Consider the following 16,418-nt stretch of genomic DNA (forward strand, 5'->3'; position numbering starts at 1 on the left):
CAAGGAGACCGGTGGCCAAAGGCCACCGGTTCACGCCACTGTTTGCGAACCGCGGGAGCGACTAGCCGCGTGGCACGCGGCGCGGCGCCGTTTCGAGCTGCTGGACGCGGCTTTCCACCTGATCCAGCCGTCGGTTGGCCTGCTGCGCGGACTGATTGGCGGCTTCGGCACTCTGGGCCGCGTTCTGCACCTTCGTGTCGAGCTGGTCCAGGCGCGAGTTGATCCCTGCAAACTCTTCATCGTAGGTGGCGCAGGCGGCAAGGCCCACGGTGGCGACGATCGCCACGCCGAGCGTGCGCGCCATGACCACATGTTGCTTGGTCAGGAACATGCCAATCCTCCTTCGTCTGGGGTACCGCAAATATAGACGTCGGAACACGTGGATGGAGTGTGATGATGGGGTTCCATCTATTGGCATTGCCGATAGACGTGATCACCAAGGCGGCGAAGGTCGGCGTGCGTGCGTTTCAGGCCCAGCGTCGCGAGTTCCCTGTCCCGATACTGCTTGGCTGCTTCACAGCGCGAATGCCTGGTCGAGGACGTGCCTGTCCGCGGCGCGTGAGGGACCGGCGCTCCCTGGTTCCGCCGCGCATCCTGCGCTCGCTTCCATTGCTCCAGCTCGGCCAGTCTGCGTGCCTTGCCCGGGTCGTGCCGCTCGGGCGTGGCCTCGTAGCTCGCCTCCTGGCGCTGGCCGGCGGGACAGCGGCCACTGGTGAGTGTCACGTGGCCCTTGGCGTCCACGCACTTCTGGACCGTCTGGGCACTCGCCGGCCACACCAGAGCGGCGAGCACAATGGCAAGGCATCCGCGCATGATCGTCCCCTCCTCCGACCCGCTGGCATGATAGCCACGGCTCGCCCGGCGGAAACTCCGTCACCGGCCCTGCGCCGTGTCGTGTTACGCCGCCCTGCGGCTTGATCCAGGTCAATGCCGCAGCCTGGCCGGGGCCGGATCCTCCACCTCATGATCCGCTCGCGCCGCCTCCGCTTCCGCGTATCGCTCTTCGCGCTGGTGGCGTTGCTGTGGGCGCAGCTGGCGTTCGCGAGCCATTCCGACTGCATTCCGGACGTCGGGGCGCTGCTCGATGCCGCCACGCCGGCGGCCGCGGCGCAGGCCTGCGGACACGAAGTGCGATCGGCGGCGCACAGCGTCTGCCAGGGCCACTGCGACCAGGGCGATGTGAGCAGCGATGTCGGGCGGGTGCCTCCCGTGCCGCCCCTGCCCGGCCTGCCGGCCACCCCCAGGATCCATCTGACCGTGCCGCCTGCATCCTCGCTGGGCGCCAGCGCGATCGTGCGGGCACCGCCCGCCTCCTGGCGGGGACCGACGCCCCATCCTTCGACGATCCTGCTGATCTGATGCCAGCCGTCACCCTGCAGCACCCCCGGGGTGCTGCAGGGTGTCGTGCGCGGCCGCACCCTTCGTGCGCGGCCTGTCCCTTCTCCATGGTCGCGGCGCCTCGCGCCGGCCTGTCCTGGAATCCGACATGGCATCGAAGCTGCTTCAACGGCGGGCCTGCGCCCCGCCCTCCTCCATCCGTACTTCCTGGCGTCGCCTTGCCGTCGCGGTGCTGCTGCTGTCCGGCATTCCGGCCGCCGCGGCGGCGGAACAGGCGCTTCCCGGCCACGACGTGACCTCCGTCCACGGCTGGCTGCGCGAGCACAATCCCGAGCTGCGCGCCCTGCAGGCCGGATCCGACGCCGCCTTCGCCCGGATCCATCCGGCGGGCGCTCTGCCCGATCCCGTCGCCTCCCTGAGTTTCCGCAACCTGGACCCGGATCGGCCGTGGCAGGTCCCGGGAGACGACCGCGAGATCGGCTACACGCTTCGCCAGCACGTGCCGCTCTGGGGCAAGCGCGGCCTGGCCCGCACCGCTGCCCGGCAGGACGCCGAAGCGCTTGCCCTGGATCGTGACGCCGTGCTGCGCGAGATCATCGCCGAGGCGGAGGCCGCCTATGTCCGCTACTGGCACGCCGACCAGGCCGTTGCCGTGCTGGATCGCCGCCTGGATCTGTTGCGCCGGCTGGAGGAGGTCGCTGGCGTGCGCTACGCGCTGGGAATCGCGCCCCAGCAGGATTCGATCCGTGCCCAGGTCGAGCAGACGGTGATGCGGCGCGAGCGGATCCGGCGCCTGGTGGACAAGGAGGAAGCGGCCGCCGCGCTGAACGGAGTGCTGGGCCGTCCGGTGGATGCGGCGCTGGCGCCCTCTGCGGAAGACCCGATCCTGGCGGTGCGGTCCGCCAGCCTGGCCGACGTCCTGCGCGCACTGGAAAGCGGAAGCCACCCTGCCGTCCAGGCGGAAGAAGCCCGTGCGCTGGCCGCGCGCACGAACGTGGAGCTGCAGCGCCGCAGGCGCTACCCCGACGTGACCTTCGGCGTTGGAGCCATGCGGCGCGAGGACGGGCTGGAAAGCCTGGAGCTGATGCTGGAAGTCGAGATCCCGTTCCAGCAGCGCACCCGGCGCGAGCGCGAACGTGAATCCCGGCTGCTCGAGGAGGCCGCCCTGGCGCGCACGGACGTCGCCCGACAGGCGCTCGCGCGCCAGGGCGCAGCGGCATGGGTCCAGTGGCAGGGGGCGCGCGAGCGGCGCCTGATCACCGAGCGGACGCTGCTGCCCCAGGCCGATGCCGCCTTCCAGTCCGCGCTCGCCAGCTACCAGGTCGGCGAAGTGGACTTCGGCACCCTGCTCGAAGCGCTCGACCAGTGGCAGGGCGCCGACCTCGACCGGGTCGATGCCCTGCGCGACGAACTGCTTGGCGCCGCCGCCGTACGCGCCATCGAAGGAGAAGCCCGATGACCCGCAACCAGACCCTGTCGCTGGCGCTCGCCGGCGTGCTCGCGGCCCTTGGCGCCGGCTGGATGCTCGGCCGCGCCGGCCATGACGAAGCCGCCTCCCCGACCACGGCTGCCGCCCCTTCCAGCGAGCGGAAGATCCTGTACTACCGCAACCCGATGGGCCTGCCGGATACCTCGTCGGTGCCGAAGAAGGACCCGATGGGGATGGACTACATCCCCGTCTACGCCGGCGAGGAGCCGACCGACGATGCCGGCACGGTCACGGTCTCGCCCGGGCGGATCCAGACGCTCGGCGTGCGCACCGAAGCGGTGCGGAAGACGCAGCTGGCCAGCCTCGTGCGCGCCAGCGGCACGGTGGAGATCGATGAGACCCGGCAGTACGTCGTCGCGCCGCGCTTCGAAGGCTGGGTCGAGCATCTGTACGTCAACCAGACGGGAATGCAGGTGCGTGCGGGACAGGCCCTGCTCTCCGTCTACAGCCCGCAGCTTGCGGCGGCGCGGCAGGAGTACCGGCTGGCCGATGACGCCGCACGCCGGCTGGCGCAGTCCGATCCGGCCAGCGCCAGGTCGATGGAGCGCCTGCGCGACGCCGCGCGCACGCGGCTGCGGAACTGGGAGGTGGGAGGTTCACAGTCGGGAAGCAGCGACACCATGGTCCTGACCTCGCCGGCGAATGCGGTGGTCATCGAAAAGCCGGTCGTCCAGGGCGCCCGCTTCCAGCCGGGCGAGACCATCCTCCGGCTGGCGGACCTGTCGACGGTCTGGATCATGGCCAGGGTGCCGGCGATGCAGGCAGCGGACATCGCCGTCGGCCAGCCCGCGCGCTTCGAGACCGCCACCCTGCCCGGCCGGAGCTTCGAGGGCGAGGTGGCCTTCGTGCACCCGGTGGTCGACGCCGCATCCCGGACGGTCGCCGTGCGCATCGCCCTGCCCAATCCGGCCGGCGACCTGCGCCCCGGCCTGTACGGAACGGTGCTGCTCGAGCAGCCGTGGCGGCAACCGGTGCTGAGCGTCGCGCGCTCGGCCGTGCTGGATGGCGGCGCGACCCGGACCGTGCTGGTGCGGACGGCGCCGGGCCGCTTCGCCCCGCGCGAAGTGACCGTCGGGCGCCGCGCCGGGGATCGCGTGGAGATCCTGGACGGCCTGGCCGAGGGCGAGGAGGTGGTGGTGTCCGCCAACTTCCTCATCGATGCCGAGAGCAACCTGAAGGCGGCGCTGGAGGGGCTCGAGGCGGCAAGCCTCGATGCCCACGATGGACATGCGATGCCCGCGGATGCCCCCGTGCCGGGAGCGGAATGCCGGCGGACGAACCGCATGCCCGGGACGGAATGCCGGCTGCCGATCCGCACGGGGAGCACTGACATGCTCGCCCGGATCATCGAATGGTCGGTCCGCAACGTCTTCCTCGTGCTGGTGGTGACGATCGCGGTGCTGGCCGGCGGCGTGTACGCGGTGATGAACACCCCGCTGGACGCCCAGCCGGACCTCTCGGACGTGCAGGTCATCGTGTACACCGACGTCCCCGGACAGGCACCCCAGGTGGTGGAGGACCAGGTCACCTACCCGCTCACCAGCGCGCTGCTGACGGTGCCGAAGTCCACGGTGGTGCGCGGTTTCTCGTTCTTCGGCGCGTCCTTCGTGTACGTGATCTTCGAGGACGGAACCGACCTGTACTGGGCGCGCTCACGGGTCCTGGAAAGCCTCGATGTCGCGTCCAGGGATCTTCCCGACGGCGTGACGCCCACGCTTGGACCGGACGCGACCGGCGTGGGCTGGGTGTACCAGTACGTGCTCAGGAGCGCCCGGCACACGCTCGACGAGCTGCGCGCGATCCAGGACTGGTACGTCCGCTTCCAGCTCACCACCGTGCCCGGCGTGGCCGAAGTCGCCAGCGTGGGCGGCTTCGTCCGCCAGTACTCGGTCACGGTCGACCCGGCCCGGCTGCGCGAGTTCGGGATCCCGCTTTCGCGCATCTCCGAGGTCATCGCCGGGAGCAACCGGGACGTGGGCGGCCGCGTCATCGAGATGGCCGAGACCGAGTACATGGTGCGCGGCCGCGGCTACCTGCGCGGCACCGGGGATCTCGAGAACCTGGCGCTGCGCGCCGAAGGCGGCACCCCGGTCCGGATCGGCGATGTCGCCCGGGTCGAGCTCGTCCCCGACGAGCGCCGCGGCATCGCGGACCTGGATGGCGAGGGCGACGTGGTCGCGGGAATCGCGGTGGCCCGCTACGGCGAGAACGCGCTGGCGGTGATCGAAGGACTCAAGGCCAGGATCGCCGCGATCGGCAGCGGCCTGCCCGACGGCGTCAGCATCGAGGCGGTGTACGACCGTTCGGAGCTGATCGAGCGCGCCGTCAGGACGCTGCGCGACACGCTGCTCGAGGAAAGTCTCATCGTGGCGCTGGTGTGCCTGGTCTTCCTGTTCCACGCCCGCAGCGCGCTGGTGGCGATCGTGATGCTGCCTGTCGGCGTGCTGATCGCCGTCATCGCGATGCGTGCCCTGGGGATGAATTCCAACATCATGAGCCTGGGCGGCATCGCGATCGCGATCGGCGCGATGGTCGACGCGGCGATCGTGATGATCGAGAACGCGCACAAGCACATCGAGCGCGACGACGGATCGCGCAGCCGCGTCCAGCTGATCATCGACGCCTGCCGCGAGGTGGGCCCGGCGCTGTTCTTCAGCCTGATGATCATCACCGTCTCGTTCCTGCCGGTGTTCGCGCTGGAGGCCCAGGAAGGCCGCATGTTCCATCCGCTGGCCTTCACCAAGACCTTCGCCATGGCCGGTGCGGCGCTGCTCTCGATCACCCTGGTCCCGGTGCTCATGCTGCTGTTCGTGCGCGGCAGGATCGTGCCCGAACACCGGAACCCGGTGAACCGGATCCTGGTCGCGGCCTACCGCCCGATCATCGACCTGGTGCTGCGCCACAAGTGGCCGACGCTGGCGATCGCCGTGGGCGTGCTGCTGGCCACGGCATGGCCCGCGGCGAGGCTGGGCAGCGAGTTCATGCCGACGCTCAATGAAGGCACCCTGCTGTACATGCCCACGTCCCTGCCCGGCATGTCGGTGACGAAGGCCTCCGAACTCATGCAGCAGCAGGACCGCATCATCAGGAGCTTCCCCGAGGTGGAGTCGGTGTTCGGCAAGGCGGGACGCGCGCTGACCGCGACCGACCCGGCGCCGCTCGAGATGTTCGAGACGGTGATCAACCTCAAGCCGGAGGACCAGTGGCGCAGTGGCATGACGACCGACAGGCTGATCGCGGAGATGGATACGGCGCTGAAGTTCCCCGGCGTCGCCAATTCCTGGACCATGCCGATCAAGGCACGCACGGACATGCTCGCCACGGGCATCCGCACTCCGGTGGGCATCAAGGTCTTCGGCAGTGACCTGGCCGGGCTGGAAAAGGTCGCGCTGGAGATCGAGGCCGCCGTGCGGGCGGTGCCGGGCACCACCAGCGCCTTCGCCGAGCGCCTCACGGGCGGCTACTACCTCGACGTGGACCCGGACCTGGAGCGGCTGGCCCGGTACGGCATCACCGTCGGCGAGGTCCAGGACGTGGTGTCCGCGGCCCTGGGCGGGGAGCGGGTGACGACCCTGCTCGACGGGCGCGAGCGCTTCGGCGTCATCGTGCGCTACCCGCGCGAACTGCGCGACGATCCCGACCGGATCGCCACCCAGGTGCTGGTCTCCACCCCCGACGGCGCCCAGGTTCCTCTGGGCGAACTGGCCGCCGTGCAGGTCCGCATGGGCGCACCCGGCATCCGGACCGAGAACGCGATGCTCGCGGCCTACATCTACGTGGACACGCGCGAGAGCGACATCGGCCGCTTCGTGGAGCAGGCCCGTGAGGCGGTGGCCCGGGAAGTTTCCTTCCCGCCCGGCTACCACGCCACGTGGAGCGGCCAGTTCGAGTACATGGAGCGGGCCGCGGCCAGGATGCGGGTCGTGGTCCCGGGGACCCTCGCGATCATCTTCCTGCTGCTGTACCTCAACTTCCGGCGCGTGGCCGAATCGCTGATCGTCATGCTCTCGGTGCCCTTCGCGCTGGTGGGCGGCGTCTGGCTGATGTGGATGCTCGACTACAACCTCAGCGTCGCGGTGGCGGTCGGGTTCATCGCCCTGGCCGGCGTGGCCGCGGAGACCGGCGTGGTGATGCTGATCTACCTCGACCACGCGCTGGAGGCGCGCGCGGCGCGGCGACGTGCGGAGGGCGGCGCGCTGACCGACCGCGACCTGCACGAGGCGATCATCGAAGGCGCAGTGGAGCGCGTGCGGCCGAAGATGATGACCGTGGTCGCCATCATGGCCGGCCTGCTGCCGATCATGTGGAGCACCGGCACCGGCTCGGAAGTGATGCGCCGGATCGCCGCGCCCATGGTCGGCGGCATGGTCTCGTCGACCGTGCTGACGCTTGCGGTCATCCCGGCGCTCTACGCTCTGATCAAGCGCCGGCAGTTGCGGGATCGCGCGCCTGTCCCCGGGCACGCCGCCGGCCATCCTGCCACCATCCGGCCACCTGTCCTCGAGCGGAGAGATCCATGAACACCGACCGGCACGGATCCGGACACGCCCGTTCATCCGAGGACCATGCAACGCATCACGCGCATGGGCATGGGCCCGGTCCGGATGCGGGTGGACAGGGCGGCCATGACAGGCACGCCGGCCACAGCGTCGCGATGTTCCGCGACCGGTTCCGGCTCAGCCTGGCGCTGACCATTCCCGCCCTGGTGTGGGAGCCGATGCTGCAGGAATGGTTCGGATACACGGCGCCGCGGTTCCCGGGCTCGCAGTACATCCCGGCGATCTTCGGCACCGCCGTCTTCCTCTATGGCGGCTGGGTGTTCGTGAAGGGCGCATGGAGCGAGCTGGCCAACCGCCTGCCCGGAATGATGACGCTGATCTCGCTGGCGATCGTCGTCGCCTTCCTCTACAGCGCGGCGGTGACGCTGGGATACCCCGGGCATGCGCTGTGGTGGGAGCTGGCGACGCTGGTGACGATCATGCTGCTGGGCCACTGGATCGAGATGCGCTCGATCTTCCAGGCCGAGGGCGCGCTCAAGGAGCTGGCCAGACTGCTGCCGGATACGGCGGTACGGATCACCCGGGGCGATGAGACCGAGGTGGTCCCGGTCGGCGAAATCCGCGACGGCGACCTGCTGCTGATCCGCCCCGGTGCAGGCATCCCCGCCGACGGCGTGGTGAAGAGCGGCAGGAGCAGCGTCAACGAGGCGATGATCACCGGCGAGTCGAAGCCGGTCGAAAAAGGCGAAGGCGCCGCGGTCATCGCCGGGACGGTGAACGGCCAGGGATCGCTCCGGATCGAAGTCACCGGCACCGGGGACAGGACCGCCCTGGCCGGGATCATGCGCCTGGTCGCACAAGCGCAGACATCCCGTTCGCGCGCCCAGGCTCTGGCAGACCGCGCGGCCTTCTGGCTCACGCTGGTCGCCATTGCTGCGGGCGTGGTCACGTTCATCGCATGGTGGGCGGTGGGCGCGACGCCGGACTTCACCATCACCCGCGTGGTGACGGTGCTGGTGATCGCCTGCCCGCACGCCCTGGGGCTGGCGGTGCCGCTCGTGACCGCGATCTCCACAACGATCGGGGCGCAGAACGGCCTGCTGGTGCGCGACCGTCGCGGCCTGGAGGAGGCGCGCAGGCTCGACATCGTCGTGTTCGACAAGACCGGGACGCTGACGCTGGGCTCGCATCGCGTGGTGTCGATGACGGTCGAGGACGGCGTGACCCGGGACGACGCCCTGCGCTTGGCCGCGGCGGTGCAGCGTGACGCCGAGCATCCCATCGCCAATGCACTGACGACGAGCGCGAAGGAGCGCGGCCTGGAGGTGCCTGCCTCGGCAGGGTTCGAGTCGATGGCCGGCGTGGGCGTGCGTGCCGAGGTCGAGGGCCGCGCGCTCCACGTCGGCGGGCCCGGCATGCTCAGGCGGCTGGGGGTCCAGCCTGGCAGGACGATACTGGCGGCGGCGGAGGCCGCGGCCGCCGACGCGCGATCGGCCACGTACCTGATCGATGGCGAGCGCGTGCTCGCCGTGTTCGCCATTGCCGACGCCGTACGGCCGGAATCCCGGGAAGCCGTCGACCGCCTCCACGCCGCGGGCATCCGGGTCGCCATGCTCACCGGCGACTCCAGGGCCGTGGCCGAGTCCGTCGCCAGGGAACTGGGCATCGACATGGTCTTCGCGGAAGTCCTGCCGGAGGACAAGGTCGCAAAGATCGAGGAGCTGCAGCAGGGCGGCAGGAAGGTCGCCATGGTGGGCGACGGCGTGAACGACGCGCCGGCGCTCCTGACCGCGGACGTGGGCGTCGCCATCGGCGCCGGCACGGACGTGGCGGTGGAGGCCGGCGACGTGGTCCTGGTCCGCTCCGACCCGCGCGACGTGGCGCGCATCGTCGCCCTGAGCCGGGCCAGCTACCGCAAGATGGTGCAGAACCTGTGGTGGGCGGCCGGCTACAACATCCTGGCGATCCCGCTGGCCGCGGGCGTGCTGGCCTGGGCCGGCATCCTGCTGGTACCGGCCGTGGGCGCGATCCTGATGTCCGCCAGCACCGTGATCGTGGCGATCAATGCGCAGCTGCTGCGACGGGCCGCGATGTGAGCAGCGGACGGGTGCCCGCCGCCACTCGGCACTCGTTCACGGCCGGGCCGGGTGCCCGTTACCGGGCACCCGCCGTCAGCACATGGTTCAGAACCGGAAGTCCAGTCCAAGGCGGATCGCCCGCGGCGACGCGGGCAGGATGTTGTTGTTGCTGTGCGCCGAAGCGAAATACGCTTCGTCGAACAGGTTCTCGACGTTCAGCTGCAGCCGCATGTTCGCACTGACCGTGTAGAAGACGGCCGCGTCGAAACGGGTGAAGCCGGGCAGGACCACGGTATTGTCCGTGGACACGTAGACCCTGTCCTGGTGGATCGCCCCGAGGCCCACGCCCCACTGCGGCGTGAGGTCGTAGCGGTTCCAGAAGGAGAATGAATTCTCCGGCACCTGGCCGAGCGCGTTGCCGTTCTGCGCGCCCGGCGTCCGCACCTCGCTGTCCTGCCAGGCGTAGCCGGCCAGGACCTGCCAGGCATCGGTCAGCTTGCCGGACAGTTCCAGCTCCATGCCCCGGACGCGCTGGCCATCGACCAGCAGCGACCGCGCAGGGTTGTCGGGATCGGTGATGGCGACGTTCGTGCGTTCCAGGCGGTAGACCGCTGCGGAGGCCGACAGCCGGTCGTTGATGTCCCACTTCAGGCCCACTTCGCTGTTCCGGAACTTCTCCGGATCGAGGGCGCGGTTGCTCGCGGTCAGCGATGCCAGCTGCTCGCCGGCCCGCGGCACATAGGCGATGGTGTAGCTGGCGTACAGCGAGAGGTCTTCCCGCGGCTTGTAGATCAGGCCGGCCCGGGGAGAAACCAGGTCGTCCGAACTGGAGAGCACGGTGCCGTTGCGACGGTTCAGCAGGTCCGTCTCGAAACGGTCGTAGCGAATGCCCAGGATCGCCTGCCACTGCGGCGAGAACTCGATCTGGTCCTGCGCGTAGAACGCGGCGGTTTTCGCCACGCCGTGGTTGTCCGCATCCGTGGCGCTCTGCCGGAACACCACCGGGCCGGTATGGATCGTGTCCGGCAGCGTCACCACAGCGGACGTCGCGTTGCCGCCGACGTCGGGGAAATAACCCGTCTGGCGGAAGTTGTCGGTCTCCTGGCGGTTCAGCTCCAATCCCAGCAGGAATTTGTGTCCGATGCCCCCGGTTCGCGCCGAGAAGGTCAGGTCCGTCTGGTTCAGCAGGTTCTTGCGGGTGGTGAGGTTGTTGTAGGCGACGATGGCCACCTGGTTGCTGGCCGCGTTGTAGGCCCCCGGGAAAACGTTCTGGTAGAACTTGTCGTAGTCGGCGTAGCGGGTCCGGTTGACCAGCCTGGCGTCGTTGCCGAACGCGTGGCTGACGGTCGCCCCCAGAGCGTCCACCCGCGCGTAGCTGAAGCTGCTCTCGGGCTGGCCGAAGAAGGTGGACTCGTCCGTGCGCAGCGGCCGGCCCTGGAACGACGGCACGCCGCGGTCGACGGTGCGGCCGTCCTCGAAGTGCTCGTAGCCGAACGCGAACGTGGTGGTATCGCTGGCGCGGAAGCTCAGGGTCGGGTTGACGGCCCAGCGCTCCACGCTTCCGTAGTCGCGATAGCTGTCCGAGTCTTCATGGAGCCCGGTGACACGGAACGCCGCCGTGTCGCTCAGGGCATGGTCGACATCGCCGGTCAGGCGGCGGTTTCCCCAGGAGCCGACGGTCACCCCCAGCTCCCGGATCCCGGACCCTTCGGCCTGCCTTGTGACGCGATTGATCAGGCCGCCGGAACCACCCCTGCCGAAGATCATGCCGCTGGGACCCTTGAGCACCTCGATTCGCTCGACGTTGTAGAGGTCGCGGAAGTACTGCACGTCGTCGCGCACGCCATCGACGAAGAAGTCGGCCGTGGAGGTGTTGCCGCGCAGGACCGGGGCGTCGCGATGGCCCTCGCCCTGTGCCATCTGCACCCCGGGCACGTAGCGGACCACGTCGGCCATGCTCTGCATCCTCTGGTCGTCGATCAGGCCTTCGGTGACCACCGTGATCGACTGCGGGACGTCGCGCAGCGGGGTATCGGTTTTCGTGGCGGTCGACGTGCGCTCGACCCGGTAGTCCTGTCGCTCTCCAACCACGATGACCCGGTCCAGGGTCAGGGCGCCACCGGAAGCCTCGGCGAGGACAAGCGGACTGTAGGTCTGCAGGCCCGTCAGCAACGGCAGGCCGTAGAGAGCGATACGGACCGCGCGAGGAAGTGGCGCCGGACGACGCGGCTGGGAAAGGTCGGACATGCGGAGAAACCCCAAAGCTGGAAGGAAGAATCCCGGGACGGGAACGTTAACGCGAACAAGAATGAGTCGCATTTGCGATGATAGCATCGGGTGGAGCTTGCAACACACCGTTTGGACGAACAAATTTCTGGTTCTACCGACTCCGGGGTGATGGCGTGCAGTTGGCGCGCTGTCGCGCTTCTGGCGCACGGTCGCGCCTTGAAGTCGCTTCGTTGGGGTCCGCGCAGCCCGCCCCGCGCACAGGGGGTGTGCTCCCCCGGCCGTCTCCGCGTCCTGCTCCCATCGGCCGGCCGCCGGCCATCCATGGCCGGCTGTCCGCACACCCCCTGTGCGCGGGACGGGCTCCGGCGCTCTGCGGCTTCGGGAGGGAAAGTCAGGAGCGGCGGAGCCGGGCTGCTCCCGGTCATGACGCTCTCCGTGTCGGCGTAGCGTCGCTCTTGAACTTCCAGACCGCACCAAAGGTCGTGCCCGCCGCGAACGCAGGGGGGATGCCCAGAGCCGGCCATGGATGGCCGGCGGCCGGATCTGGCAGCAGGACGCGGAGAATCCGGCTGGGCATCCCCCCCTGCGTCCGCGGCGGGCGGCCCGGACTTCACCGGAGCGCCCCTGGCGGCCGACCCGGACTCGAACGGAGCGTCCCCTCACTCGGGAGAAGAACCAATTCTTCTCCTGTCCCGGAACGCAGCCGGTCACGGGCGCACTGGGCCGCGATGTCGGCAATTGATAAACAACGGCTTATGCAACACCCTTCGCTCGATGATCATTCTCGAGCCGCAGACCTCCCTCGAACTGCACCGCACCCTGGTCCTGGTCCTGGATCTCTGCGGAACCTTTGCCTTCGCGGTCAGCGGGGCGACGGCCGCGGTCCGCCGGAAGCTGGACATCTTCGGGGTGCTGGTCGTGGCCTTCACCGCCTCCGCCTTCGGCGGCATCAGCCGCGACCTCCTGATCGGCGCCACGCCGCCGGCCGCGCTCCAGGACTGGCGCTACCTCGCGGTCGCGGTCGCCGCCGGCGTGCTCACGTTCTTCTGGTCGTCGCTCATCGAGCGCCTCCGCAACCCCGTGCGCCTGCTCGACGCCGTCGGCCTGGCCTTCTTCGCGGTCGCCGGCACCCAGAAGGCGCTCGCGTTCGGACTGAGCCCCTTGATGGCCGCGCTGATGGGCATGCTCACCGGAATCGGCGGCGGCATGGCCCGGGACATCCTGCTCGCCGACGTGCCGGTGGTTCTGCGGGCGGAACTGTATGCCGTGGCGGCGCTGGCCGGCGCCGGCATCGTGGTCGGCGGACACCTGCTGGACATGCCCCTGGTGCCCACGGCGCTGGCAGGAGGCCTCGCCTGCCTCGTCCTGCGCCTGCTGGCCCTGCGCCGCGGCTGGCGCCTGCCGGTCGCGGGCGGCACCACCCGCTCGCGCCACCCGGACGACTGACCCGCGTGACCGCGGACAGGTCAGGTACGGCCGCCACACGCTAGACTCCACCCGTGATCCACCTCCTCGCCCTGCCGCTGCGGATCCTGCTGGCCGTCGCACTGGTCCTCAACGGGATCGGCGGCGCCGTTGCGGGCGTGGCCGGGCCGGGGCCGGAGGCGGTCCTGCCCATCCATGACGCAGCCGCGACGTCCGACTGCCCGGGCCATGCGGGCGGAGGCGAAGCCGTGCGGGACATCGGCGGCCCCGCATCCGGCCATCCATGTTCCGGCGAGGACACCTGCAGCGACGATCCGCAGTGCCTGCAGGCATGCGCGCACGCGTGCGTCGGCGTGCCCCAGCGGTTCGCGATCGGCGTCCAGGTGAACGGTGCCAGCCCGCTGCATCCGTTCACGACGGGGCATCCTTCGCCCCCCGCCCGCAGTCCGATCCGGCCTCCCATCGCCTGATCCCGGCGCCGCGTGCGCATTCCGTCGCCGTCCCGGACGGCATTCCATCGGACGTCGGGCCGCCCATGCTTCGCGGCGCCGACAGGTGATCAGGAGATTCCATGTCCCACTTCCCTCCCACGGGCGACACGCCCGCGCCGGGCCGTCGCCGCTTCGTGCAGGGCCTCGCCGGCGGTGGCATCGTCGCCGGCCTCGGCCTGAAGCCGGGCGCGGGCCGCGCCGCCCCCCCCGCAGGTGCCCGTGCTGTCCGGCTCCCGCTTCGACCTGGCCATCGGCCGCTCGGCGGTGGACTTCACCGGCCGCGCGCGCCTGGCGACCACGGTCAACGGCAGCCTGCCGGGCCCCCTGCTGCGCTTCCGCGAGGGCGATACCGTCACCCTGCGGGTCGCCAACCGCCTGCGCGACGCGATGACGTCCATCCATTGGCACGGCCTGCTGCTGCCGGCCAACATGGATGGCGTGCCCGGGCTGAGCTTCGACGGCATCGCCCCCGGCGAGTCCTGGGAATACCGCTTCGACGTGCGCCAGTCGGGCACCTACTGGTACCACAGCCACTCGATGTTCCAGGAGCAGGCCGGCCTCTACGGCGCCCTGGTGATCGATCCGCTGGAGCCTGCGCCCTATCACTTCGACCGCGAGCACGTGGTCCTGCTGTCCGACTGGACCGACATGGATCCCGCGGCACTGTTCCGGCGCATGAAGAAGGACTCGGCCTACGACAACTGGTACCGGCCGACCGTGGGCGACTTCGTCCGCGATGCACGCGCCAACGGCTTCGGCCAGGCCCTGCGCGAACGCGCGATGTGGGACCGGATGCGGATGACGCCCAGCGACATCTCCGACATCAACGGCCACACCTACACCTATCTGCTCAACGGTGCGGCGCCGGCCGGCAACTGGACCGGCCTGTTCCGGCCGGGCGAGAAGCTGCTGCTGCGCTTCATCAACGCCTCGGCGATGACCTATTTCGACGTGCGCATCCCGGGCCTGAAGATGACCGTGGTCGCGGCGGACGGCCAGTACATCCATCCGGTGACGGTCGACGAGTTCCGGATCGCGGTGGCCGAGACCTTCGACGTCCTGGTGGAGCCGGCCGGCGCGGACGCCTTCGCCATCTTCGCGCAGGATTCGGGACGCACGGGCTATGCACGCGGCACGCTCGCCGTCCGCCACGGTCTTGCACCGCCGGTGCCGGCGCTGGATCCCCGCCCGCTGCTGACCATGGACGACATGGGCCACGGCGGGATGGACCACGGCGCGCACGGCGCCCATGCGGCCATGGGCCAGGCCCTGCCGGCCGGCCCTGCGGGAACGGACCATTCGGCCCATGCCGGAATGGACCACTCCGCCCATGGTGGCCACGTCGCACACGGTGCGGGACCGGGCCCCGGCGCCGACGGCATGCAGGCGCATCCGGCGAGCGAGGACGGCAATCCGCTGGTCGACATGCAGGCGATGTCGCTCGCGCCGAAGCTCGACGATCCCGGCGTCGGCCTGCGCGGCAACGGCCGCACGGTGCTGACCTATGGCGCGATGCGCAGCCTGTTCGACGATCCCGACGGCCGCGAACCCGGCCGCGAGGTCGAACTGCACCTGACCGGCCACATGGAGAAGTTCGCCTGGTCCTTCGACGGCCGGAAGTTCATGGACGCGGAGCCGCTGCGCCTGCGCTACGGCGAACGCCTGCGCATCAGCCTGGTCAACGACACCATGATGTCCCACCCCATCCACCTGCACGGCATGTGGAGCGATGTCGAGGACGAGGGTGGCGGCTTCCAGCTGCGCAAGCACACCGTGGACATGCCGCCCGGCACGAAGCGCAGCTTCCGCGTGCGCGCGGACGCGCTCGGGCGCTGGGCGTTCCATTGCCACCTGCTCTACCACATGGAAGCCGGGATGATGCGCGAAGTGCGCGTGGAGGAAGGGGCATGAGCGGCGTACAGGCAGGCCTGGCGGCGATCGCCGTGACGGTCGCGGCGGGACTGGGCATCTCCGGACAGGCGATGGCGCAGGATCATCGCGACCATGCCGGCCACGCGCGGCAGGCCGGCGCGGTGGACCATTCGAAGATGGACCACTCGAAGATGGACCACTCGAAGATGGATCATTCGAAGATGGATCATTCGACGATGGAGCACCCGGCGGACCATGGCGACGGACAGGGTCACGCGTCGGCCACTCCGATCCCTCCCCTCTCCGACGCCGACCGCGCCGCCGCCTTCCCGGCGCTCAGCCGGCCCATGGAACACGCGTCCCCTGTGAACAGCTATCTGCTGTTCGATCGCCTGGAAGCCTGGGACGAAGACGCCAGCACCGGGCAGGCCTGGGAAGCAAAGGGCTGGGTCGGCACCGACACCGACCGGCTGTGGCTGCGCTCCGAAGGCGAACGTGCGGGTGGCCACACCCATGCGGCCGACCTTGAGGTGCTCTACGGTCGCAGTGTCTCGGCCTGGTGGGACGTGGTCGCCGGCGTGCGCCACGACTTCGCACCCGGCGATTCGCGGACCTGGGCGGCCTTCGGCGTGCAGGGGCTCGCGCCCTATCTGTTCGAGGTCGAAGTGACGGGCTATCTCGGCGAGTCGGGCCACACGGCGCTGGTTGCCGAGGTCGAGTACGAGATGCTGCTGACGAACCGGCTCATCCTGCAGCCGGTGCTCGAGGCGACCCTGCATGGCAAGGAGGATGCCGCGCGCGGCGTCGGCAAGGGGCTGTCGTCGGTGGAGGCGGGCCTGCGCCTGCGCTACGAGATCAACCGCCACTTCGCCCCGTATGTCGGCGTCGTGCACGAACGCGCCTTTGGCGATACCGCAGGGCTGCGTCGCGCGGGGGACGAGCCCGTGCGCGATACGCGGGTGGTCGCAGGCGTAAGAATATGGTTCTGAATCAATAT

Annotated in this window: 10 protein-coding genes and 1 pseudogene; 8 read left to right on the top strand and 3 right to left on the bottom strand. The window is 69.9% G+C overall.

The features are described 5' to 3' along the window. Window positions 1-61: 61 nt before the first annotated feature. Together FPZ22_RS01040 and FPZ22_RS01045 are read right to left on the bottom strand one after the other, a co-directional pair. Window positions 62-331, bottom strand: coding sequence for a hypothetical protein (locus FPZ22_RS01040; RefSeq protein ID WP_144889467.1), 270 nt, complete (start codon window positions 329-331; stop codon window positions 62-64). A gap of 77 nt (window positions 332-408) precedes the next feature. Next, a complete protein-coding gene (locus FPZ22_RS01045) occupies window positions 409-813 on the bottom strand; it encodes a DUF4124 domain-containing protein (protein ID WP_144889469.1) in 405 nt (134 codons plus the stop codon). Between the two features lie 150 nt (window positions 814-963). Here FPZ22_RS01045 and FPZ22_RS01050 point away from each other — a divergent pair, with 150 nt between their 5' ends. The 4 genes from FPZ22_RS01050 (at window position 964) to FPZ22_RS01065 (ending at window position 9,422) form a co-directional block, all read left to right on the top strand. Further along, entirely contained in the window at window positions 964-1,359 is a 396-nt protein-coding gene (locus FPZ22_RS01050; protein ID WP_144889471.1) for a hypothetical protein, read from the top strand. Window positions 1,360-1,486: 127 nt separating this feature from the next. After that, window positions 1,487-2,797 (top strand): TolC family protein, encoded by a 1,311-nt coding sequence (locus FPZ22_RS01055; protein ID WP_144889474.1) that lies wholly within the window; start codon window positions 1,487-1,489, stop codon window positions 2,795-2,797. Further along, entirely contained in the window at window positions 2,794-7,347 is a 4,554-nt protein-coding gene (locus tag FPZ22_RS01060; protein ID WP_144889476.1) for a CusA/CzcA family heavy metal efflux RND transporter, read from the top strand. The genes FPZ22_RS01055 and FPZ22_RS01060 overlap by 4 nt, the downstream gene beginning before the upstream one ends. 134 nt (window positions 7,348-7,481) lie before the next feature. Beyond that, a complete protein-coding gene (locus FPZ22_RS01065; protein WP_246120819.1) occupies window positions 7,482-9,422 on the top strand; it encodes a heavy metal translocating P-type ATPase in 1,941 nt (646 codons plus the stop codon). An 87-nt stretch (window positions 9,423-9,509) separates the two neighbouring features. Here the strand turns inward: FPZ22_RS01065 and FPZ22_RS01070 are convergent, their stop codons facing one another. Continuing rightward, the gene (locus FPZ22_RS01070; RefSeq protein ID WP_144889480.1) at window positions 9,510-11,651 is read right to left on the bottom strand and encodes a TonB-dependent receptor; all 2,142 of its coding nucleotides are present in this window, start codon (window positions 11,649-11,651) and stop codon (window positions 9,510-9,512) included. 756 nt (window positions 11,652-12,407) lie between these two features. Between FPZ22_RS01070 and FPZ22_RS01075 the strand changes: the two genes are divergently transcribed. From FPZ22_RS01075 to FPZ22_RS01090, 4 genes and pseudogenes are all read left to right on the top strand, one after another. Further along, complete coding sequence (locus FPZ22_RS01075; protein WP_144889482.1) at window positions 12,408-13,079, top strand: trimeric intracellular cation channel family protein; 672 nt, start codon at window positions 12,408-12,410, stop codon at window positions 13,077-13,079. 53 nt (window positions 13,080-13,132) lie between these two features. Continuing rightward, window positions 13,133-13,528, top strand: a complete 396-nt coding sequence (locus tag FPZ22_RS01080; RefSeq protein WP_144889484.1) for a CopL family metal-binding regulatory protein — start codon at window positions 13,133-13,135, stop codon at window positions 13,526-13,528. Between the two features lie 101 nt (window positions 13,529-13,629). Then, a pseudogene (locus FPZ22_RS01085) lies at window positions 13,630-15,460 on the top strand (copper resistance system multicopper oxidase). After that, window positions 15,457-16,410, top strand: coding sequence for a copper resistance protein B (locus tag FPZ22_RS01090; protein WP_144889488.1), 954 nt, complete (start codon window positions 15,457-15,459; stop codon window positions 16,408-16,410). The pseudogene FPZ22_RS01085 and the gene FPZ22_RS01090 overlap by 4 nt, the downstream one beginning before the upstream one ends. The last annotated feature ends 8 nt before the right edge of the window (window positions 16,411-16,418 follow it).

The sequence above is a fragment of the Luteimonas granuli genome (genome assembly GCF_007795095.1).
GTDB lineage: Bacteria > Pseudomonadota > Gammaproteobacteria > Xanthomonadales > Xanthomonadaceae > Luteimonas > Luteimonas granuli.

Bases quoted from the DNA above. Each gene is read 5' to 3' on its own strand.
- FPZ22_RS01075 (WP_144889482.1), top strand. From the start codon at position 12,408: ATGATCATTCTCGAGCCGCAGACCTCCCTCGAACTGCACCGCACCCTG.
- FPZ22_RS01070 (WP_144889480.1), bottom strand. From the start codon at position 11,651: ATGTCCGACCTTTCCCAGCCGCGTCGTCCGGCGCCACTTCCTCGCGCG.
- FPZ22_RS01055 (WP_144889474.1), top strand. From the start codon at position 1,487: ATGGCATCGAAGCTGCTTCAACGGCGGGCCTGCGCCCCGCCCTCCTCC.
- FPZ22_RS01045 (WP_144889469.1), bottom strand. From the start codon at position 813: ATGCGCGGATGCCTTGCCATTGTGCTCGCCGCTCTGGTGTGGCCGGCG.
- FPZ22_RS01065 (WP_246120819.1), top strand. From the start codon at position 7,482: ATGTTCCGCGACCGGTTCCGGCTCAGCCTGGCGCTGACCATTCCCGCC.
- FPZ22_RS01040 (WP_144889467.1), bottom strand. From the start codon at position 331: ATGTTCCTGACCAAGCAACATGTGGTCATGGCGCGCACGCTCGGCGTG.
- FPZ22_RS01050 (WP_144889471.1), top strand. From the start codon at position 964: ATGATCCGCTCGCGCCGCCTCCGCTTCCGCGTATCGCTCTTCGCGCTG.
- FPZ22_RS01090 (WP_144889488.1), top strand. From the start codon at position 15,457: ATGAGCGGCGTACAGGCAGGCCTGGCGGCGATCGCCGTGACGGTCGCG.
- FPZ22_RS01060 (WP_144889476.1), top strand. From the start codon at position 2,794: ATGACCCGCAACCAGACCCTGTCGCTGGCGCTCGCCGGCGTGCTCGCG.